At 46.5% G+C, this 22,132-nt stretch carries 10 protein-coding genes; 3 read left to right on the top strand and 7 right to left on the bottom strand.

The window, feature by feature from the left end; all coding sequences use genetic code 11:
• Positions 1 to 19: 19 nt before the first annotated feature.
• The 3 genes from K1Y79_RS01465 (at position 20) to K1Y79_RS01455 (ending at position 12,991) form a co-directional block, all read left to right on the top strand.
• On the top strand, positions 20 to 820 hold the full coding sequence (locus K1Y79_RS01465; RefSeq protein WP_236059448.1) for an SOS response-associated peptidase: 801 nt from the start codon (positions 20 to 22) through the stop codon (positions 818 to 820).
• 584 nt (positions 821 to 1,404) lie between these two features.
• Entirely contained in the window at positions 1,405 to 12,006 is a 10,602-nt protein-coding gene (locus K1Y79_RS01460; RefSeq protein WP_220248220.1) for an Ig-like domain-containing protein, read from the top strand.
• A 1-nt stretch (position 12,007) separates the two neighbouring features.
• The gene (locus tag K1Y79_RS01455) at positions 12,008 to 12,991 is read left to right on the top strand and encodes a PorP/SprF family type IX secretion system membrane protein (protein WP_220248219.1); all 984 of its coding nucleotides are present in this window, start codon (positions 12,008 to 12,010) and stop codon (positions 12,989 to 12,991) included.
• 199 nt (positions 12,992 to 13,190) lie between these two features.
• Here K1Y79_RS01455 and K1Y79_RS01450 read toward each other — a convergent pair whose 3' ends face one another.
• The 7 genes from K1Y79_RS01450 to wrbA all read right to left on the bottom strand — a co-directional run bounded on the left by K1Y79_RS01450 (position 13,191) and on the right by wrbA (position 22,115).
• Positions 13,191 to 13,637, bottom strand: a complete 447-nt coding sequence (locus K1Y79_RS01450; RefSeq protein WP_220248218.1) for a lipocalin-like domain-containing protein — start codon at positions 13,635 to 13,637, stop codon at positions 13,191 to 13,193.
• Between the two features lie 186 nt (positions 13,638 to 13,823).
• On the bottom strand, positions 13,824 to 15,224 hold the full coding sequence (locus K1Y79_RS01445; protein WP_317197465.1) for a TolC family protein: 1,401 nt from the start codon (positions 15,222 to 15,224) through the stop codon (positions 13,824 to 13,826).
• Positions 15,225 to 15,249: 25 nt separating this feature from the next.
• Positions 15,250 to 18,423, bottom strand: a complete 3,174-nt coding sequence (locus tag K1Y79_RS01440) for an efflux RND transporter permease subunit (protein WP_220248216.1) — start codon at positions 18,421 to 18,423, stop codon at positions 15,250 to 15,252.
• A gap of 26 nt (positions 18,424 to 18,449) precedes the next feature.
• The gene (locus K1Y79_RS01435; protein WP_220248215.1) at positions 18,450 to 19,532 is read right to left on the bottom strand and encodes an efflux RND transporter periplasmic adaptor subunit; all 1,083 of its coding nucleotides are present in this window, start codon (positions 19,530 to 19,532) and stop codon (positions 18,450 to 18,452) included.
• Positions 19,533 to 19,696: 164 nt separating this feature from the next.
• On the bottom strand, positions 19,697 to 20,092 hold the full coding sequence (locus tag K1Y79_RS01430; protein WP_220248214.1) for a hypothetical protein: 396 nt from the start codon (positions 20,090 to 20,092) through the stop codon (positions 19,697 to 19,699).
• Positions 20,093 to 20,528: 436 nt separating this feature from the next.
• Positions 20,529 to 21,416, bottom strand: a complete 888-nt coding sequence (locus tag K1Y79_RS01425) for a retropepsin-like aspartic protease (protein ID WP_220248213.1) — start codon at positions 21,414 to 21,416, stop codon at positions 20,529 to 20,531.
• A gap of 99 nt (positions 21,417 to 21,515) precedes the next feature.
• On the bottom strand, positions 21,516 to 22,115 hold the full coding sequence (gene wrbA, locus K1Y79_RS01420; protein ID WP_220248212.1) for an NAD(P)H:quinone oxidoreductase: 600 nt from the start codon (positions 22,113 to 22,115) through the stop codon (positions 21,516 to 21,518).
• Between the last annotated feature and the right edge of the window lie 17 nt (positions 22,116 to 22,132).

Below are 22,132 nucleotides of genomic sequence, written 5' to 3'. Positions count from 1 at the left end.
TATGTGCAGAAGTATATCCATGCATTGTGAAATAGCTTTAACAGCAGACGCATTCCCTGAGATTGAGAATGAAAAGCAGTTAGTGTTTGATGCAGACAGTATGATTTATATTGACGCTACTTCCTTCCCGCAGACCAATGTTATCGCGCGGAAAGATGACCGGCTATTGCTAACAGAAATGGCGTGGGGAGTGGTACCGACATTTGAGAAGGACAGAGATAAAGTAGCTTCCAGAAGGATGGATATGGTGAATGCCAGGGCAGAACGCGTATTGGATGAAAGCTCTTTCTGGTTCAAATCAGGACTGGTAAGAAAGCCTGTGTTAGTGCCTGTTACAAACATATTCGAGTACAGGCATATACATGGCTGGAATAATAAAGTACCCTATGCCATACGTACGAATCAGCAGCCAGTGTTTCACCCTTTTTATATACCTGGCATGTATCAGCTGCATCATGAACATGATAACCAGGGACGCCTGATAGAAGTGGGTAGTTTTACTATCATCACAACTGCCGCTAATGAAGTAATGCGTCAGATACACAACGGTGGTAACAATCCGCACCGTATGCCTTTGTTCCTGCCCCTGGATATGGCGAAACAGTGGATATCGCCTGCCCGTACAAAAGGAGATGTGAAAGAGCTGTTAAGTTACGCTATACCGTCTGACCAGTTGGATTATCATACAGTATTCACTTTGAATAGTAAAAAAGTCCGCCCTGACGGTAAGCCAAAGGATGCTTATTGGGAATGGCCTAATCTCCCTGATTTAGGCAATGATTATCCGAAAGGAAGCGCTACCCAGACGAGTTTATTCTAATAACTATTACAGGATTGTTTGTTACTTGGATCAGTATGTCAAGACACTGGTTGATTATTTTATATCTATAACATCTGAAGAGGTTCTCTGGACGTATATATTAAATATGAAACGTGTTGCGTGCCAAAAAATGCTTGTTTTACTGGGCTATAGATTTAGTAATGAATCAAATATGTTGGTTTTACACCCATCGTATTAACAGTTTAATGTTCGGGAAAGGCTTGCTGGAGGCGGAATGCGTTGATATTCAATGAATGTGTGAACAATGAGCAGTCAACATAAAATAACGGTTACTTTTTTATTAAAAGTTTCTTAAAAAAATATGTTCGACAATAGATTGTGTTTCAATGTAGAAAATGATACACAATTTCAGAGCCCCGTTTTACGTATATAATCATTTATGTTATTTGGATATTTTTATATATTTGCTCGATATAGGACTGGTAATCATATTATCACTGTAGGTCAGATTATCGGAATTGAATAACCTACCCCTATCTTCCCTCGCAATGTGTAATAATGTATACACCATTACCTATACCTTATGAATAACGGTTGTCTGTGGACTACCTCTTGCTATATCTATGAAAAGACTTATCGTAAACGTTTTATCAGGTTTAGGCCTGATACTTTGTTCTTTGGTCACGTTTGGCCAGATGCCCTTTAGCCCCTGCAACCCTAGTGGTGGTAAGAAAGGAGATATATTAGGCATTGAGGCCAGATACAGGGCACCAGGTGGTGCTGCTCCGGTTTTTAATATCCCTGCCGGTACCAGGTCAATAACAGTTTATATCTCGTCAGAGACGGGACTTACAACTATTGCAGATAATCCGATGGGTGATGAGGATTTCATCACTGTTAATGCAATTATCGATCTGGCGAGTAATACATCTTCAGGTTATGTAAACTATGCCAAGAACACCTTTGTTGATGGCTCAGGTACAAACCTGTATGGATGGTTAAGACAGCCGTTGGGCAGTTTTATCCCTGATGCAGGTAAGATCGGAGATGCAACGCCTAATCTCAACAATGTCAATTTCGTTGTTGCAGGTAATACCCTGACAATACAGGAAAGTGAGACATCTATTCACTCGTCGTATTACGTTGAGTATGTGTCGCCTTACAACAACTCCATCAATCCCCTTACGCCAGAAGTAAGGGCTTTACTGCATGGTACAGGAGCTGCAAATACCAATCTGACCATACCGATTCCGGCAGGAGCCAGTATTGTTTGCATCTCAGGAAAAGGTACTAACTCGAGTGCAGTAGACCTGAATACATCTGCAGGTACGGAAGAAGGTTATTCCAACCTCCGTGTAACCATTGACCTGGACGCTGGCCTGACAGATGGATTTGTTACACTTGCCAATGGAGGCGCTGACGATAGAAGATCAACTTATGTGGTCAACAACCTATCAAGCGCTTCTACTATGAACTTCCTTTCTTCGGCCGCCGTCACCGGAGATATCGCCGGCAAACGTGTTTCTCCGGGTGCTGTTGGTATTTACAATCCACAGATATATGTGAGTGGTACCAACCTGGTAATCCGCAGAGATGCCAGTTATGCCCGGGACTTTGACGACGCTTATGTTGTCGAGTTTTACACCAGGGTAGGACAGGGGATGAGCGCTGAATTTATTAACTCTGATATTCAGGCTATACCTAAGGGCGTTAGTTCTACAGCAGGTATCAGCAGGACATTTAATATCCCTCCGGGTACCAATACTATATACTTTAACCAGACGGGTAACGCTTGTAATACTGACAGAGAGAGTAATGAAAATGCTATTGCGGCCTATGCTTATATAGATCTTACCACAGAGACAGCTACCGGTTACTTTTATCAGCAGGTAGGTCTTGATAATGCTAACAGAAGAGATGACAACTACGCATTCAAGAGTGTACCGCTGAATAATACCAGCACACGTTCTCATGGCAATACAGTAGGGTTTAAAGGTCCTACTAACTACGATATCCTGTTTTCCTTATCAGCAGATAAAACGCAACTGACAGTTACCAATAGAACAGGTTTAGCGAATCCTGACTATCAGTTTCTGTTAGCGATGGACTATTATGGAGCAAGACCAGATGTTGCTTTTGACTCTACAGGCATCACGCTAGCGAAGGGGCCTTCCTGTAAAGTGATTACTGCTACCTTTAATGTCTGTAACCCGGGTGCGGGTAATAGTAGTGGAGGAATGCCGGTTTCATTCTATCACGGAGACCCTACTACCGATCCGGCAGCAGTATTGCTGCATACAGCTAATTTCCCTGAAGATCTGCTGGAGGGAGAGTGTAAAGTATTCAGCTTCGATATTGATATGAGTAATTTTATCGATCTGAATGTCGATCTGACTATCTTACTCAATGATAATGGTAGTTTCGTACCCGGAGGAGTTGGGAATGCTGTAGGTACACCTTTTACATTAAGTTCACTTGCTACCCAAAATTCGGTATACAGAGAATGTAATTATGATAATAACCTCATCACCCAAACATTAAATGTAAATAACTGTCCGGTTCCTAACCTGGATCCTGACCATAGTTCCGGTGCCGTTGGCAATTATAATTATCTGAATTATTTCAATGCGGGTAGCGCAACCGGAGCGGAAATAACAGACGCAGATCTGAGCATTCTCGATCCCGGCGGACTGACAATCGCCACAGCAACAATTACACTTACAAATAGGCTGGATGGCGCTGCGGAGTCAATCTTTATCAACGGAACGTTGCCTGCAGGTATTACAGCAACAGGTAGCGGATCAGGTACCATTATACTGACAGGTGTTGCATCTCATGCAGATTATGTTACTGCACTGGGAATGATTGAGTATCTGAATACCAATCCATCGCCTAATACTACTAACAGGATTATTACAACCGTATTAAATGACGGACTGGAGACCGGGCCGGCATCTACGACAACGATTGTAATACTGACAGACCCACGCATTAATGTGGTTGGTAATACGACAGTTATTGCCGACAATAGCACTACGGTAAGTCCGCTAGACAATACGGATTTTGGCGTTACGATCGCTACTACTATTGACCGCACCTTCACGATTAGTAATGTTGGCACTGGTGTGATCAACTTAACCGGTACGCCAACTATTAGTTTTGTATCCGGCGATCCTGGTTTTTCGATTGCTACACAGCCTGTTCTGACATCGTTGCTTGTTGGGCAAACTACTAATTTTGTTGTACGCTTTGATCCGGCGGCGCACCCGGTAGGTGTATATACAGCAGTAGTACGTATTATTAATAACGAGACTGACGCTGACCGGGCTGATTATACATTTACAGTGTCGGCCACTGTAAATGGTTTACCGGTTATTACGGATAATGCAGTTACCGGTAACGAAGACAATGTATTAGCCTTTACAGCTACTAACTTTACAGACCAGTATACAGACCCGGATGGTGCACCACTGACCAGCGTCAGAATTACTAGTCTTCCGTTGAATGGTAGCTTCCGACTGAATGGCGTTGTAATTACAGTAGGCCAGGATGTACCAGTTGCACAACTGGGAAATATAACATTTACTCCTACCGCTAATTGGTCCGGAACGACAGGTTTTGACTGGAGGGCATATGATGGTACTTCTTATTCTGCAGCTACTGCGAGAATGACCATTAATATCCAGCCAGTGAACGATGCTCCGCAGATCACTACCCCAACAAGCATAGCAGTAACAGAAGATGTACCTGCTTCACTGAAGGATATTTCTTTCTCGGATATAGATGCCGGTACAGGAGTTGTTACAGTTACATTTTCAGTGCCGGAGGGAACCTTAAGTGCTGTATCTGGTGCTGGTGTTACTGTAACCGGTACGCCGGCTGCATTAGTACTGAGCGGTTCTATTGCAGATATCAATGCATTCCTGGTTGCGAACAGGGTTAATTACCTGTCTTCTCAGCATCCGCCGGCAACGGTGTTACTCACTGTACAGATTTCAGACAATGGTAATACCGGTAGTGGAGGTGCTATGCAGGCGACTGCAACAGTACCATTAGGTATAACACCGGTGAACGATGCCCCTGTCGCTGTAGATGACTCTTTAACTATAGCGGAAGACCAGATAGGTACCGGCAATGTATTAACTAACGATACGGATATAGAAGGAGACGCCTTAACCGCAAGCCTGGTTACTGCCCCTGTTAACGGCACAGTAGTACTAAATGCAGATGGTAGCTTCACCTATACTCCTAACGCCGACTACAATGGCCTGGATAGTCTGATCTACCAGGTATGTGATAACGGCACTCCAAGCCTGTGTGACACTGCTGTACTCAGACTCACTATCACTCCGGTGAACGATGCCCCTGTCGCAGTAGATGACTCTCTAACTATAGCAGAAGACCAGATAGGAACAGGTAATGTATTAACTAATGATACTGATATAGAAGGAGACGCCCTGACCGCAAGTCTCGTAACTGCCCCTGTTAATGGTACAGTAGTCCTGAATGCAGACGGTAGCTTCACCTATACCCCGAACGCCGACTACAATGGCCTGGATAGCCTCGTCTACCAGGTATGTGATAATGGCACACCAAGCCTTTGCGATACTGCGGTACTGAGACTCACTATTACGCCTGTCAACGATGCACCTGTAGCCGTAGATGACTCTCTTACTATAGCAGAAGACCAGGTAGGTACAGGTAATGTATTAACTAATGATACGGATATAGAAGGTGACGCCTTAACTGCAAGTCTGGTAACTGCACCTGTTAATGGTACAGTTATGCTGAATGCAGATGGTAGCTTCACCTATACTCCTAACGCCGACTACAATGGCCTGGATAGTCTGGTCTACCAGGTATGTGATAATGGTACTCCAAGCCTTTGCGATACTGCTGTACTTAGACTCACTATTACACCTGTCAATGATGCACCGGTAGCCGTAGATGACTCTCTAACTATATCAGAAGACCAGGTAGGTACAGGCAATGTACTGACTAACGATACGGATATAGAAGGAGATGCGTTAAACGCAAGTCTCGTAACGGTCCCTGTTAATGGTACAGTAGTCCTGAATGCAGATGGTAGCTTCACCTATACCCCTAATGCCGATTACAATGGCCTGGATAGCCTGGTCTATCAGGTATGTGATAATGGCACACCAAGCCTTTGCGACACTGCTGTACTTAGACTCACTATTACGCCGGTAAACGATGCTCCGGTAGCCGTAGATGACTCTCTAACTATCGCAGAAGACCAGGTAGGTACCGGCAATGTATTAACTAACGATACGGATATAGAAGGAGACGCCTTAACCGCAAGTCTGGTAACTGCTCCTGTTAATGGTACAGTAGTCCTGAATGCAGACGGTAGCTTCACCTATACCCCGAGCGCTGACTACAATGGCCTGGATAGCCTTGTTTACCAGGTATGTGATAATGGCACACCAAGCCTTTGCGATACCGCGGTACTGAGACTCACTATTACGCCTGTCAACGATGCACCTGTAGCCGTAGATGACTCTCTTACTATAGCAGAAGACCAGGTAGGTACAGGTAATGTATTAACTAATGATACGGATATAGAAGGTGACGCCTTAACTGCAAGTCTGGTTACTGCCCCTGTTAACGGTACAGTAGTCCTGAATGCAGATGGTAGCTTCACCTATACACCTAACGCCGATTACAATGGCCTGGATAGCCTCGTCTACCAGGTGTGTGATAATGGTACACCAAGCCTTTGTGATACTGCTGTACTGAGACTCACTATTACGCCAGTCAACGATGCCCCTGTCGCAGTAGATGATTCATTGACGATAGCGGAAGACCAGGTAGGTACAGGTAATGTATTAACTAATGATACTGATATAGAAGGAGATGCCTTAACCGCAAGTCTCGTAACTGCCCCTGTCAATGGTACAGTAGTCCTAAACGCAGACGGTAGCTTCACCTATACACCGAACGCCGATTACAATGGCCTGGATAGTCTGGTCTACCAGGTATGTGATAACGGCACTCCAAGCCTGTGTGACACTGCTGTACTCAGACTCACTATTACGCCTGTGAATGATGCACCGGTAGCTGTAGATGATTCATTGACGATAGCAGAAGACCAGGTAGGTACAGGTAATGTATTAACTAATGATACAGATATAGAAGGAGACGCCCTGACAGCTAGCCTGGTTACCGCACCTGTTAACGGTACAGTAGTCCTGAATGCAGACGGTAGCTTCACCTATACCCCGAACGCCGACTACAATGGCCTGGATAGTCTGATCTACCAGGTATGTGATAACGGCACACCAAGCCTGTGTGATACTGCGGTACTCAGACTGACTATTACGCCGGTAAACGATGCTCCTGTCGCAGTAGATGATTCATTGACTATAGCAGAAGACCAGGTAGGTACAGGTAATGTACTGACAAATGATACGGATATCGAAGGAGATGCCCTGGCTGCAAGCCTGGTAACTGCCCCTGCCAACGGCACAGTAGTCTTGAATGCGGACGGTAGCTTCACCTATACCCCTAACGCAGACTACAATGGCCTGGATAGCCTGGTCTACCAGGTGTGTGATAATGGTACACCAAGCCTTTGTGATACTGCTGTACTGAGACTCACTATTACGCCAGTCAACGATGCTCCTGTAGCAGTAGATGACTCTCTGTCTATAGCAGAAGACCAGGTAGGTACAGGTAATGTATTAACTAATGATACGGATATAGAAGGAGATGCCTTAACTGCAAGTCTGGTAACTGCCCCTGTTAATGGTACAGTAGTCCTGAATGCAGATGGTAGCTTCACCTATACGCCAAACGCCGATTACAATGGCCTGGATAGTCTGGTCTACCAGGTATGTGATAATGGTACACCAAGCCTTTGCGATACCGCTATCTTAAGACTCACTATTACACCTGTCAATGATGCACCGGTAGCCATAGATGACTCTCTAACTATAGCAGAAGACCAGGTAGGTACAGGTAATGTATTAACTAATGATATGGATATAGAAGGAGACGCCTTAACCGCAAGCCTGGTAACCGCACCTGCTAACGGTACAGTAGTACTAAATGCAGACGGTAGCTTCACCTATACTCCTAACGCCGACTACCATGGCCTGGATAGCCTCGTCTACCAGGTATGTGATAATGGCACACCAAGCCTGTGTGACACTGCTATCTTAAGACTCACTATTACACCGGTCAACGATGCACCGGTGGCAGTAGATGACTCTCTAACTATCGCAGAAGACCAGATAGGTACAGGTAATGTATTAACTAATGATACGGATATAGAAGGAGACGCCTTAACAGCAAGTCTGGTAACTGCCCCTGCCAACGGTACAGTAGTACTAAATGCTGACGGTAGCTTCACCTATACCCCTAACGCCGATTACAATGGCCTGGATAGCCTCGTCTACCAGGTATGTGATAATGGTACTCCAAACCTGTGTGATACTGCTGTACTCAGACTCACTATTACACCTGTCAATGATGCACCGGTAGCCATAGATGACTCTCTAACTATAGCAGAAGACCAAGTAGGTACAGGTAATGTACTGACTAATGATACTGATATAGAAGGAGACGCCTTAACTGCAAGTCTGGTAACTGCCCCTGTTAACGGTACAGTAGTCCTGAATGCAGACGGTAGCTTCACCTATACTCCTAACGCCGACTACAATGGCCTGGATAGCCTCGTCTACCAGGTATGTGATAACGGTACTCCAAGCCTTTGCGATACCGCTATCTTAAGACTCACTATTACACCTGTCAATGATGCACCGGTGGCTGTAGATGATTCTCTAACTATAGCAGAAGACCAGATAGGTACAGGTAATGTACTAACTAATGATACGGATATAGAAGGAGACGCCTTAACCGCAAGTCTCGTAACGGCCCCTGCTAACGGCACAGTTGTGCTGAATGCAGATGGTAGCTTCACCTATACCCCTAATGCCAATTACAATGGCCTGGACAGCCTCGTCTACCAGGTATGTGATAATGGTACTCCAAGCCTTTGTGATACCGCTGTACTGAGACTCACAATTACGCAGGTGAACGACGCACCGGTAGCCGTAGATGATTCATTGACGATAGCAGAAGACCAGGTAGGTACCGGTAATGTATTAACTAATGATACCGATATAGAAGGAGACGCCTTAACTGCAAGTCTGGTTACTGCTCCTGTTAATGGTACAGTAGTCCTGAACGCAGATGGTAGCTTTACCTATACTCCAAACGCCAATTACAATGGTCTGGATAGTCTGGTCTACCAGGTATGTGATAACGGTACACCAAGCCTCTGCGATACTGCTGTACTTAGACTCACTATTACGCCAGTCAACGATGCACCGGTAGCCGTAGATGACTCTCTAACTATAGCAGAAGACCAGATAGGTACCGGTAATGTACTAACTAACGATACGGATATAGAAGGAGATGCCTTAACCGCAAGCCTGGTTACTGCCCCTGTAAATGGTACAGTAGTCCTGAACGCAGACGGTAGCTTCTCCTATACCCCGAACGCCAATTACAATGGCCTGGATAGCCTTGTCTACCAGCTATGTGATAATGGTACACCAAGCCTTTGCGATACCGCTATCTTAAGACTCACTATTACACCGGTGAACGATGCACCGGTAGCAGTAGATGACTCTCTAACTATAGCAGAAGACCAGGTAGGTACAGGTAATGTACTGACAAATGATACGGATATTGAAGGAGATGCCCTGACTGCAAGTCTGGTAACTGCTCCTGTTAATGGTACAGTAGTCCTGAATACAGATGGTAGCTTCACCTATACTCCTAACACAGATTACAATGGCCTGGATAGCCTCGTCTATCAGGTGTGTGATAATGGTACTCCAAGTCTTTGCGATACTGCTGTACTTAGACTCACTATTACGCCGGTAAATGATGCTCCTGTAGCAGTAGATGATTCATTGACTATAGCAGAAGACCAGATAGGTACAGGTAATGTACTGACTAACGATACGGATATAGAAGGAGATGCCCTGACAGCTAGCCTGGTAACGGCCCCTGCTAACGGCACAGTAGTCCTGAATGCAGATGGTAGCTTCACCTATACCCCGAACGCCGACTACAATGGCCTGGATAGCCTGGTCTACCAGGTATGTGATAACGGCACTCCAAGCCTGTGCGATACTGCTGTACTCAGACTCACTATTACGCCGGTGAATGATGCACCGGTGGCAGTAGATGATTCATTGACTATAGCAGAAGACCAGATAGGTACCGGCAATGTATTAACTAACGATACGGATATAGAAGGAGACGCCTTAACTGCAAGTCTGGTAACTGCCCCTGTTAATGGTACAGTAGTCCTGAATGCAGATGGTAGCTTCACTTATACGCCAAACGCTGACTACCATGGCCTGGATAGCCTCGTCTACCAGGTATGTGATAACGGCACTCCAAGCCTGTGCGACACTGCTGTACTAAGACTCACTATTACGCCGGTAAATAATGCACCGATAGCCGTAGACGACTCTCTGACTGTAGTACAGGGCCAGTTAGGTACCGGTAACGTGTCAATTAATGATTCCGATCCGGAAGGTGACGTACTTACCTTCAGCCTGGTTACTGCACCAATGAATGGCACAGTGCTCCTGAATGCAGACGGTACCTTCACCTACACACCGAATGCTAACTATACAGGTCTGGATAGCCTCGTCTACCAGGTATGTGATAATGGCACTCCAAGCCTGTGCGACACTGCTGTACTAAGACTCACTATTACGGCAGGTAACAATGCGCCCCTAGCCCTGAATGACTCGCTCACCATCCTGGAAGATCAGTCAGGAACTGGCAATGTATTGTTAAACGATACGGATCCGGAAGGCAACGCCCTCACTGCAGCCCTGGTTACTGCTCCTGCTAACGGCACAGTTGTCCTGAATGCAGACGGTAGCTTCATTTATACTCCTAACGCTGACTATAACGGCCTCGATAGCCTGGTATACCAGGTGTGTGATAATGGTACTCCAAGCCTTTGTGATACTGCTGTCCTGATCATTACCATCCTACCGGTTAATGACCCGCCAACTGGTACCGGCGATATGCGAACTACCCTGCAGAATACGCCTGTAAGCGGCGCTGTAACCGGTAGCGATGTAGATGGAGATGTATTAACCTACACACTCGCTACACCGCCCGCCAACGGTACTGCCCTCGTTAACGCAGACGGTACCTACATATATACGCCTGCTACCAACTTTACAGGTAATGATAGCTTCACCATCACTATCAGCGATGGTAACGGCGGCACCGTGACGGTCACTGTCAATATTGCGGTTATCATCATCGTTCAGGAGCCTGCTGTCGGACTGGTAAAGGTCGGTACCTTAAATGGTAACACCATTACCTATATATTCAATGTGACCAATACTGGTAATGTGCCGCTGGTCAATATCGTGGTAACTGATCCGAAACTGAACGAAACCAAAACCTACAGCGGCGTACTGATGCCTGGTAACTCTGTTACCCTCACATCGGTATATCTGCTCACTGATCAGGATAGGGAAAATGGTACTGTGCTCAACACGGCAACTGTTACCGCTAATACAACGGATAATGCTACTGTGAGCGACATCTCTGGTACAATGCTGAACAATAACACACCTACTGAAACAGTATTGCCTGGCCAGCCGGTAGCGAATGACGATGAAGCCGAAACACGTACTGCTACGCCCGTGATCATTCCGGTGCTGGATAACGACGATCCGCAGTCATCCTCCTTCAGCCTGGGTACCCTTACCATCGTTACCATACCTAAACATGGTACTGTGACTGTCAATGAAGATGGTACAATCAGATACCTGCCGGATAACTCCTATGCCGGTGAAGATGACTTCAGTTACCGTGTCAGCACCATTGCCGGCTATGAAACCAACGTGGCTGTAGTTAAGATTACCATCCTGGCATCTGACCTCAGAATAGCACCACTGTTCACGCCAAATGGTGACGGTAAGAACGATGTGTTTGAAATACGTGGTCTGAATAATTATGCTGAAAACGAACTGATTATAGTGAACCGTTGGGGTAACGAAGTATTCCGTCAGCGTAACTACCAGAATACCTGGAAAGGAGACGGTCTGAACGACGGTACTTACTACTACCTGTTACGCGTGAGGAAAGCACATGGCGGCGGCTGGGAAGTAATAAAAGGATTCACTACCATTATTCGCAAATTGAAAGATTAACATGAAAAGAAATATCATATTAATGGTGTTGTTGATGCTGGGTAAACTATCGTTTGCCCAGCAGGACGCACAGTTCAGCCAGTACATGTTCAACGGTATCTACATCAATCCTGCCTATGCGGGCTATAAAGAGGCGTTGAATCTGCATGGCTATTACCGCAATCAATGGTCGGGTATCGAAGGCGCTCCCCGTAGCTTCTCCCTCGCACTGGACAACGTCTCTGCAGACGGAAATGTCGGTTGGGGGGTACAGGTGGCTACCGACAGACTAGGCGCTCAAACTGCCGAATCTGTTTACGGTAACTATGCTTACCGTATCCGTACCAATGAAGACGGTACTGCCCGCCTTTCCTTCGGTTTCAGCTTAGGGGTCGTGCAACTGGGTATCAACGGAAGACTACTCTGGACCCAGGATCCCGAAACCGAAATTGTGCCCGGCGTTATTAAAACAATGGTCCCGGATGCCCGTGCTGGCATCTTCTATGCTGACCAGCAATTCTATGCCGGGATCTCGGTTGATAACCTGGTATCTCCACATGTCAACAAATCAAAATACGCCTTCATCCCTCAGCCCAAGCCACACTATTATCTTACCGCAGGTATGATGCTGCCGCTGAATGAACAATTGCAGATTCGACCCTCGTTTCTTTTAAAAGACGACAGGGGTGGACCCACCAGCCTCGATCTGAACGTGTTTATCCTCTTCAAAGAAATGCTCTGGTTAGGCGGTGGTTATCGTACCAGGGTAGATGTCTACAGCAAAGAATACCTGCAAAAGGCGCTTACTACCAGCAACGCTGCTATCGCCGCAATCGAAGTGTTCCCTACTGAGAACCTCCGCATAGGCTACGCCTACGACTTCTCCATCGGACCGCTACAAAACTATAACTCAGGCACCCATGAATTATCCATAGGCTTCACGCTTCGTTCTGCGGCTAGTGAGGAGAAGCGCAGGAATATGGTGTCATGTCCGAAGTTCTTTTAAGCTGTTAAGGCATTGTTGACATCAGGCAATACAACCACTGAATTTGATGCCTTTACATACATCTAAGCAGGGCTGACCTCCTAAAAGAAGTCAGCCCTGCTTTATCCCTTACCAAACACGATTTTACAGTATACGCCCGCGTAGATGACATGCCACCACATCTTCCGTCGGGAATTGTTTACCGACTGGTCTCCAGCTTCTAATTCTTCTTTACATAGGTAATTGTCATACGGTCGCCTGCCTCCAGCGCTCCATCCACATACAATACCAGGCTCTTACAATCGAAGCTGGCAATGTTTCCCTTCACTTCTCCATCTATCGTGATCCTGTTATTTTCCAGCTTCCACACGCCTTCGTCTGATCCCTCTGTCTCGCATACTGTTCCTGCGTCGTCATAGGTATACTTACCATCACTGGCGAAAGTCATCATATCGTCTTTTTCACATTCGTCCATGAACTTCATGAAGTCAATAGGGGTTTCGTTGGGGCCCGGCGTATACTGTATGCCTGTCATCCTATAAGTGCCTGCGATGTTTGTAGTGTTAATGGGGCATCCTGTGGGTTTGTTGTCTTCTTTTTTACAGGAGAAAAACATGCTTGCAGTTACAGCTGTCAGTAAGGTCCACTTCAATGTCGTTGTTTTCATAATTACTATTTGATAAATTAAATTGTTATTTAATAGTAATACCCACGCCGGAAGTGAAAGGGTTGGGTGGGATAGAAAAAATTATCTGCTTATTTTTTCATGATAATTTGACAACCCAGATAGTAGGATCATTTGCATAAAGAAGCCGGTCAGCATACACTGACCGGCTCTTCTCTCATAAACAGGCTATTTCCAGCCACCCCCTAAATCCCTATATATACTTACTACTGCATTTAACTGTGATTTCTTTGTTTCTACCAGTTCGAGCCTGGCATCCAGTGCGTCGCGCTGTGTCATCAGCACTTCTAAATAGTCTGCTCTGGCAGACTTAAACAAGTCGTTTGATATGTCGATAGACCGGTTCAGTGCATCTACCTGTTTTGCCTTCAGGTCATAACTCTTATCCAGGTTGCTGATATTGGAGAGTTGGGTAGATACTTCAACATAAGCATTTAATATGGTCCGCTCGTAGTTATAGAGTGCCTGTAACTGCCGGGCATTTGCATTGCTGAACTCTGCCTTGATGGCGTTCCTGTTGATCAGCGGGGCTGCCAGGTCTCCTGCCAGTGAGTACAGCAGGGACGCAGGCGTTTTGAACAGGTAAGCAGGCTTAAAGGCCTGGAAGCCTACGCCTGCCGAGATGCCCAATGATGGATAGAACTCTGCCCTTGCTACTTTTACATCCAGCCGGGCTGCGGCCAGTTCCAGTTCTGCCTGTTTGATATCGGGTCTGTTTGCCAGCAGCTGAGCGGGGATGCCGGCATTGACCATAGATGGTAATACCTGCAGGAAGCTGCTTTTATCCCTCGGGATCGCCTGCGGATAACGCCCTAGCAGGAAATTGATCCTGTTCTCTGTCTCTTTGATCTGTTGCAGGATGTCGTATTCAAGGCTTTGTGACTTCAGTACTTCGGCCTCAAATTTCTTTACTGCCAGTTCTGTAGCCCGCGTGGCTTCTTTCTGGACCTTCACGATTTCCAGTGCATTCTGCTGAAGTGCAATGTTCTGCTTCACGATCTCCAGCTGATTATCCTGGGCCAGTAACTCATAGTATGACCGCGCAATTTCAGCGATCAGGTTAGTCAATACAAAGTTCCTGCCTTCCATAGTCGCCAGGTAACGGGTTACCGCAGCTTTCTTTGCGCTGTGCAGCTTGTTCCAGATATCGACTTCCCAATTCGCATATGCGCCAATGGTGAAGTCCGGCAGCGGATCCGGCATCTCTTTGCCCGGTTCTATCTCGGTTGTGGCATCGCCTGCGCCCTGACTGGTGTAACGGCCTACTTTTTCCACACCCGCTCCGGCGCGGATACCCGCTACCGGCAGTAACTGGGCCTGCCGGGATCTGATGTCGTTTCTCGCAATGTCAATCTCCTGCAACGTGATCATCAGTTCCTGGTTATTTTTCAATGCGGTATCTATCAGCCTCACCAGGTCTTTATCTTTAAAGAACTCCCGCCATTGTATCAAGGCTGTATTGGTGGTATCCTGTATGCCGTTGTAACTTCCCGGGGCCGTAGCCGGGGCTGTAGGCGTTACCACCGCAGGAACCTTACAACCAGCTATTGCCAGGCAAATGCCTAACACGCCAATACAGCTGTTTATCCTGAATCTATACATATACATTATGATCAATTTCTTCGGTTAATGGATTCTCTTCTTCTTCTTTAACAAGCATCCGCTTCTCGGCGATCTTGCCAAATACGTAATACAGTCCGGGTATAATCAGTACCCCGAAGATGGTACCGAATAACATACCCCCGGCCGCTGCGGTGCCTATCGTACGGTTGCCGATCTTACCAGGGCCGGTAGCGATGACCAATGGTATCAGTCCGGCGATAAATGCAAAAGACGTCATCAGGATCGGGCGGAACCTCACTCTGGAGCCTTCCATTGCCGCTGCCAGTACGGTCGCTCCTGCGCGGTGCTCCTGTACTGCAAATTCAACGATCAGCACCGCATTCTTACCCAACAGACCTATCAGCATTACCATCGCTACCTGCGCATAGATATTGTTTTCCAGTCCTAATACTTTCAGCAGGAAGTACGCGCCGCAGATACCTGCCGGCAGGGAAAGGATGACTGCAAATGGCAGAATAAAACTCTCATATTGCGCCGACAGGATCAGGTACACAAAGCCCAGACAGATCAGGAAGATGTATATAGCCTGATTCCCCTGTGCTACTTCGTCTTTTGAAATACCTGCCCAGTCAATGCCATACCCTCTTGGCAGACTTTTTCTGGCTACTTCGTCAATGACCTGGATCGCTTGTCCACTACTATATCCCGGCGCGGCTGACCCGCTGATCTGGGATGAGTTGTACATATTATACCGCGTGATCTCTGACAAACCGTAGACCTTCTCCATTTTCATAAAGGCGGAAAACGGTACCATCTCGTCACGGTCATTCTTTACATACAGTTTCAGGATGTCTTCCGGCAAGGCGCGGTATTGCGGAGATGCCTGTATGATCACCTTATAAGGGCGGTCAAATTTGATGAAGCTGATCTCATAGTTACTACCTATCAGGGTAGATAAGGTACTCATGGCATTATCAATGGTCACGCCTTTCTGCTGCGCAATGTCATTGTCAATCTTCAGCATATATTGCGGGAAACTGGCACTGTAGAAGCTGAATACGGACGACAGCTCCTTATGCTTACTCAGCTCTTTCACAAAGTCATTACTCACCGTTTCCATTTTCTTATAGTCACCCGATCCGCCTTTGTCCAGCAGCCGCAGTTCAAATCCGCCTGCTGCGCCGTACCCTGGTACTGCCGGAGGCTGGAAAAATTCAATGTTCGCGCCAGCAATGTCTTTTGATTTCTTTTCCAGTTCTTCGATGATCTGCTGTACTGAATGTTTCCGCTCTTCCCAGCTTTTCAGGTTGATCAGACAGGTACCTGAGTTGGAGCCGGTACCTTCTGTCAGGATCTCATAGCCTGCGAGCGCTGATACCGATTGTACACCATCAATCTCTTCACAGATCTTCTGTAACTTCTCTGCCACTTCATTAGTTCTTTCCAGTGATGAACCGGGCGGTGTCTGTATGATGGCATACAGCATACCCTGGTCTTCGTTTGGTATAAAGCCTGAAGGCACGTGCCCGTTCAGGTACCAGGTGGCTGCGCAGAATCCGGCCAGCAGTCCGAACGTTACCAGTCTTCTGTTGATGATCAGCCGTAATACGCGCAGGTACCTCCCGGATAACCTGTCAAATCCCCTGTTGAAGGCGGCAAGGAACTTATCTACCGGCGATTTTTTATGCTTTTTGCCATGGTTATTCTTCAGGATCATGGCACACAGCGCCGGTGTCAGTGTCAATGCTACTACGCCCGAAAGAATAATAGCGGTGGCCATGGTGATAGAGAACTGCCGGTAAAAGATGCCCACAGGCCCAGACATAAATGCCACAGGTACAAATACTGCCGACATCAGGAAGGTGATGGCAATGATAGCACCCGAAATTTCATGCATCGCTTTTTTGGTTGCTTTCAGCGGTGAAAGATGTTCAGTTTCCATTTTAGCATGTACGGCCTCAATCACCACAATGGCATCATCTACCACCACACCAATTGCCAGTACCAGCGCAAACAAAGTGATGAGATTAAGGGTAATGCCAAAGAACTGCATAAATACAAACGTACCAATCAGCGATACCGGCACGGCCATGGCGGGAATAAGCGTAGACCGCCAGTCGCCGAGGAAAAGAAACACTACTATACCTACCAGTACAAACGCTTCTACCAGGGTATGCACCACTTTTTCAATAGATGCATCCAGGAATTTCGACACGTCATAGCTGATCTCATAGTTCATACCTTTCGGAAAGGAATTAGCTTTGATCTCTTTCAGCTTAGCCTTTACATCTTTAATGACCTGGCTGGCATTACTGCCGTAAGACTGTTTCAATACAATCGCTGCGGATGGCTTGCCGTTCAGATTTGAATAGATATCATACATTGAGCTGCCAAACTCTACTTCCGCTACGTCCTTAAGACGTAGTATCTCCCCGTTAGGACTGGAGCGTAGGATGACATTTTCATACTGTTCCTTATTACTGAATCTTCCTGAGTATTTCAATACATATTCAAATGACTGGGAACGTTTGCCGGAGCTTTCACCGGTCTTACCGGGAGAGGCTTCCAGGCTCTGTTCGTCCAATGCCTTCATCACCTCGTCTGCCGAGATCTTATAAGCCAGCATACGGTCAGGCTTCAGCCATATCCTCATGGCATACTCCCTGTTACCCAGAATGTCAGCAAAGCCGACGCCATCCACCCTTCTTAACTCCGGCAACAGATTAATATCGGCAAAGTTGAAGAGGAATTTCTGGTCTGCATTGGGGTCGTCGCTGTAAAGGTTCACATACATCAGCATGCTCGATTCCACACGCGATACCTTTACTCCTTCACGTACTACCAGCGGAGGCAGTTTGTTGACTACTGATGCTACGCGGTTCTGTACGTTCAGCGAGGCCTGGTTCGGATCTGTGCCAAGGTTAAATACTACCTGTAGGGTGGCTTCACCATCGTTACCGGCGTCAGAGGTCATGTATTTCATGCCCGGAACACCGTTAATAGCTCTCTCCAGGGGAATGATCACTGATTTGATCATCAGCTCACCATTGGCTCCAGGATATTCGCAGGTTACATTCACTTTAGGCGGTGAAATGGAAGGGAACTGGGTTACCGGCAGCTGGGTAATGGAGATCACCCCCAGGAACACGATAATAAGTGATATTACTATTGAGAGGACAGGCCTCTGTATAAATTTATTAAACATTGATCTACGCTGTTTGGAATGAAGAATTATTCCGCTTTTAACCGCAGGTGAGAGATGACTTCCTGTGGAGCCAGATATTCATATTTGATCTTGTCATCATCCTTCACTTTCTGGATACCGTCCAGCAGTATCCTGTCGTTCTGGGATAAGCCGCTCTGTACCACATACAGGTCTGGAATTTCTCCGCTGATAGTGATGTTCTTTGATTGCAGCACATTGTTTTTATCTACTACAAATACATACTTCTTATCCTGGATCTCATACGTAGCTTTCTGCGGTATGATCAGCGCTTCTTTCAATGGCATCGTCATCATCACTTTACCTGTTTCACCGTTTTTCAGCAGCTTGTCAGGATTGGGAAATTTTGCCCTGAAGGCGATATTGCCTGTTTCATTGTCAAACTCACTTTCTATTACCTGCACTTCGCCTTTATAGGCTAACGGGTGATTGTTAGCCAGCAGCAGATTTACATGATTGTCTCCCCGGCTTTTGGCGTTGGTCTGATACTCAAGGTACTCTGGTTCTGATACGTTGAAGTAGGCAAACATTTCGCTGTTGTCAGACAGGCTGGTGAGCAATTCTCCTTCATCTATCAGGCTACCGAGTTTTTTAGGAATGCGGTCAATCGTACCATCAAAAGGAGCCCTGATCTCTGTAAAGGAAAGGTGCAGTTTGGCCAATGCTATCTGAGCTTTTGCCTGATCCAGCTTGGCCTGCGCCATTGCCTGCTCATTTTTAGACACAATGTTCTTGTCTGCCAGTGTCTGGGCATTCTGCAGCTCAATTTCTGCGGCTTTGGCTTCCGCCTCCGCTTTTAGCAATTCTGCTTCGTACAGTTTAGGCATGATCCGGAACAATATCTGTCCGGCCTTTACATACTGCCCCTCATCTACGTAGATGTTTTCGAGATAACCTTTCTCCTGGGCCCTTAGTTCGATGTTCCTGACAGAGCGGATCTGGGATACATATTCCTTGGTGAACGAAGTATCCATTACCACCGGACTGGTAACGGTATACCTGATCACTTCTTCTTTTTCTTCCTGGTGTGGCTTGCAGCCGGTATGCCACAACAGGGCACACACGCTGGTGAACATGACGATTGTCTTCATGATATTTGATAATAAACGATAGGTTGCTTAAACTGCTTGATTTGGAAGGATGAACATCAGTCCCGGAGATGGGAGCTATGAGATGAAGCAGCAGGGAAGTAGGGATAGGATACATCCGGCTGGCACCTATTAATACACCTCCGTAGACTGAGGTATAGTGCCAATCAGATTCTTAGTGCACGCTGGGTGAGATACTTATAAGATGCCTGATCAGAAAAAGAGGGAGGAGCCTTAAAATACCTGCGGAGGTACTTCAGGCTGGACTGGTAGTCGTATGCGTTCCGGCTTCTGGACAGCAGTTTTACTTTGGGGCTGAAATAACTGTTCGGATCCTCATCTTCCACTTCTTCACTGATGATAAATTCATCTTCTGTGACCGGACGGGTATCCCTGAAAAAAGCATCATTCCGGTCGCCGGCAGTAAAGTGGCTGTCCGGTTGCACCGCCGTCGCTGTAAGCAGCGTATAGTCTGCGCTGTGCTGATACGTACCTGCCCGATTAGTTTCATTCCCGCCAGATAGCAGGAAGCACAGGTACATAAAAAATACAGCTAGTCTCATTTGGAAATCAAAACTAGGAAATCTTTGAAACGGAAAAGATGGAGCGGCAAATTTTAATCAATTTTTAAAATTGCTGCCCTGGCGGAATACTATCAGGCGCTGATATCATTTTAACATGAGTAATTTACAATATATCATACCCTGTTGTGTGCAAGTGATTGGTTGTCAATAGTAGTGTCTTTTTATTCCGGATGCACAGCATTCGAACAAGGGACGAACTAGCGGCGAAGACGCGACGGCGAAGCGACGAAGACGTGACCTGGTTAGATAAAATAATATCATTGTCGATGGATTGTTCATGTATAGCCGAAAAGACGTTTTTCCCGTCAAACCGACATAATATCCTGTAAATGATAACCTCCGGCCAGCCCGCACGTACAGGCCTGACCGGAGGTCATTATATGGCAGCATTAAAATCTGCTTAAATCGCCAGCGGTTAACGTTGTACTAACAGTACTTTGTTATCCAGGTCAAAAGTGATCTGTTTGCCCAGCCAGTTGATCCAGATAATACCATCATAAATCAACCCCTCCAGGAACTGTACCGGGAAATCAGTACGCTGCACTGCCGGTGCTTCCGCCGCCGCAATCTTATCCAGCTTTGTCAGGTAAATATGCGACACATGCTGTGTATTGATCTCGCTTTTCTTCTCATACTTTTTCACCTTCAGTGTATCATTGACATCTACACCCAGCTGTTGCAGATATTTGGCGTTCAGGCGGAACACTTCCTTACCAGCGCCGCTATCCAGCGACAGCTGCAGATGAAGTGTATCATTGATCCGGAAGTAGGAGAAGATAGTCAATGCCTTGTTCCTGGACTGCTCCAGCTGTACCGGGATAGATTGCGCCTTCTTCCTGATAGCCGCAAGTTCCTTTGCAGATTCAAAATGCAGTACCTTTTTGTCAAAGTCAATGGTAAATGGCAGCGATTCGACCAGTTTCAGCGAGATGATACCATCTATACCTCCCAGGTTAGCGTCTACATAACTTACTTCTTCATCTGTCTTTTTAATGTGCCCGAACTCGAAGGTTTTAACACGGTACAGGTCAATATCCAGCCGCTCGCCGGTAGCTCTGAAGCCAGTATATCCACCATCTTCCTTTTTTACCTGCTTTAGTTTTTCAAAGAAAGGCTTTGTAAATACGGTCAGTCCTGCGCCGGTATCAAATATAAAGTTACCATCCACGCCGTCAACGCGTGCTTTCACCAGCAGGTGACCTGATTCCAGTAAAGTGAAGGGGATGTCATTTTTTGCAGATTGGGCAAATAACAGTATGGGTATACAAAGGGTCAGGCATAGCGAAAGGAATACGTTTCTCATTTTTTATTTTAAAAGTACTGTTTTTCATGAATACCGTATTCCCGGTAAGGTTATTTGCCGGTAAAGAAAAGAGGGACTATGTAGTCCCTCCCGGTATCATTAAGCGCCTTTGAACTTGGCAGCTATTTCTGCAACTCTTCGTCCTTGTAGCTTGGCAGCGGTGATGGCCACCTGGTCAGGGTCTAGTTTACCATTGTTAGACGTAAACGATGCGCCGTAAGGGTTACCTGACTCGAACTGGCTGGGCTCTACATAACCAGGGGAAACAATGATCATACCCCAGTGATAGAAGGCTGTGTTCAGTGCAAGGATAGTCGCTTCCTGTCCGCCGTGTAAAGTAGCAGTGGTAGTAAAGGAAGAGCCGATTTTATTGGTCAGTGCTCCCTTCGCCCATAATGCGCCTGTCTGATCAATAAACTGTTTGATCTGCGCCGCTGGCAATCCGTAACGGGTAGGAGAGCCGAAAATAATGGCATCTGCCCATTCCAGGTCGTCATTGGTTGCTTCCGCGATGTCTGAAGTTTCCTCAATGTGTTGTTTCCATACAGGGTTGCTTCCCCATAATTCATCGGGAGCTGTTTCCTTTACTTTCAGCAGACGGGTCTCTGCGCCGGCAGCTTTTGCGCCTTCTTCAATTGCTTTTGCCAGCAGGTGAGTGGTGCCTGTCTGGCTGTAATAGATGATTGCAACTTTAGCCATGGGTCATGTTTTAGGTC

It is taken from the genome of Chitinophaga rhizophila (genome assembly GCF_019492185.1).
In the GTDB taxonomy this organism is placed as follows: domain Bacteria; phylum Bacteroidota; class Bacteroidia; order Chitinophagales; family Chitinophagaceae; genus Chitinophaga; species Chitinophaga rhizophila.
Note: the sequence above shows the minus strand (reverse complement) of the source record. Positions and strands in the feature narration are given on the sequence as shown.

What these genes read in the sequence shown, in the direction of transcription:
- K1Y79_RS01465 (WP_236059448.1), top strand. Translation starts at nt 20, where the DNA reads ATGCATTGTGAAATAGCTTTAACAGCAGACGCATTCCCTGAGATTGAG.
- K1Y79_RS01460 (WP_220248220.1), top strand. Translation starts at nt 1,405, where the DNA reads ATGAAAAGACTTATCGTAAACGTTTTATCAGGTTTAGGCCTGATACTT.
- K1Y79_RS01455 (WP_220248219.1), top strand. Translation starts at nt 12,008, where the DNA reads ATGAAAAGAAATATCATATTAATGGTGTTGTTGATGCTGGGTAAACTA.
- K1Y79_RS01450 (WP_220248218.1), bottom strand. Translation starts at nt 13,637, where the DNA reads ATGAAAACAACGACATTGAAGTGGACCTTACTGACAGCTGTAACTGCA.
- K1Y79_RS01440 (WP_220248216.1), bottom strand. Translation starts at nt 18,423, where the DNA reads ATGTTTAATAAATTTATACAGAGGCCTGTCCTCTCAATAGTAATATCA.
- K1Y79_RS01435 (WP_220248215.1), bottom strand. Translation starts at nt 19,532, where the DNA reads ATGAAGACAATCGTCATGTTCACCAGCGTGTGTGCCCTGTTGTGGCAT.
- K1Y79_RS01430 (WP_220248214.1), bottom strand. Translation starts at nt 20,092, where the DNA reads ATGAGACTAGCTGTATTTTTTATGTACCTGTGCTTCCTGCTATCTGGC.
- K1Y79_RS01425 (WP_220248213.1), bottom strand. Translation starts at nt 21,416, where the DNA reads ATGAGAAACGTATTCCTTTCGCTATGCCTGACCCTTTGTATACCCATA.
- wrbA (WP_220248212.1), bottom strand. Translation starts at nt 22,115, where the DNA reads ATGGCTAAAGTTGCAATCATCTATTACAGCCAGACAGGCACCACTCAC.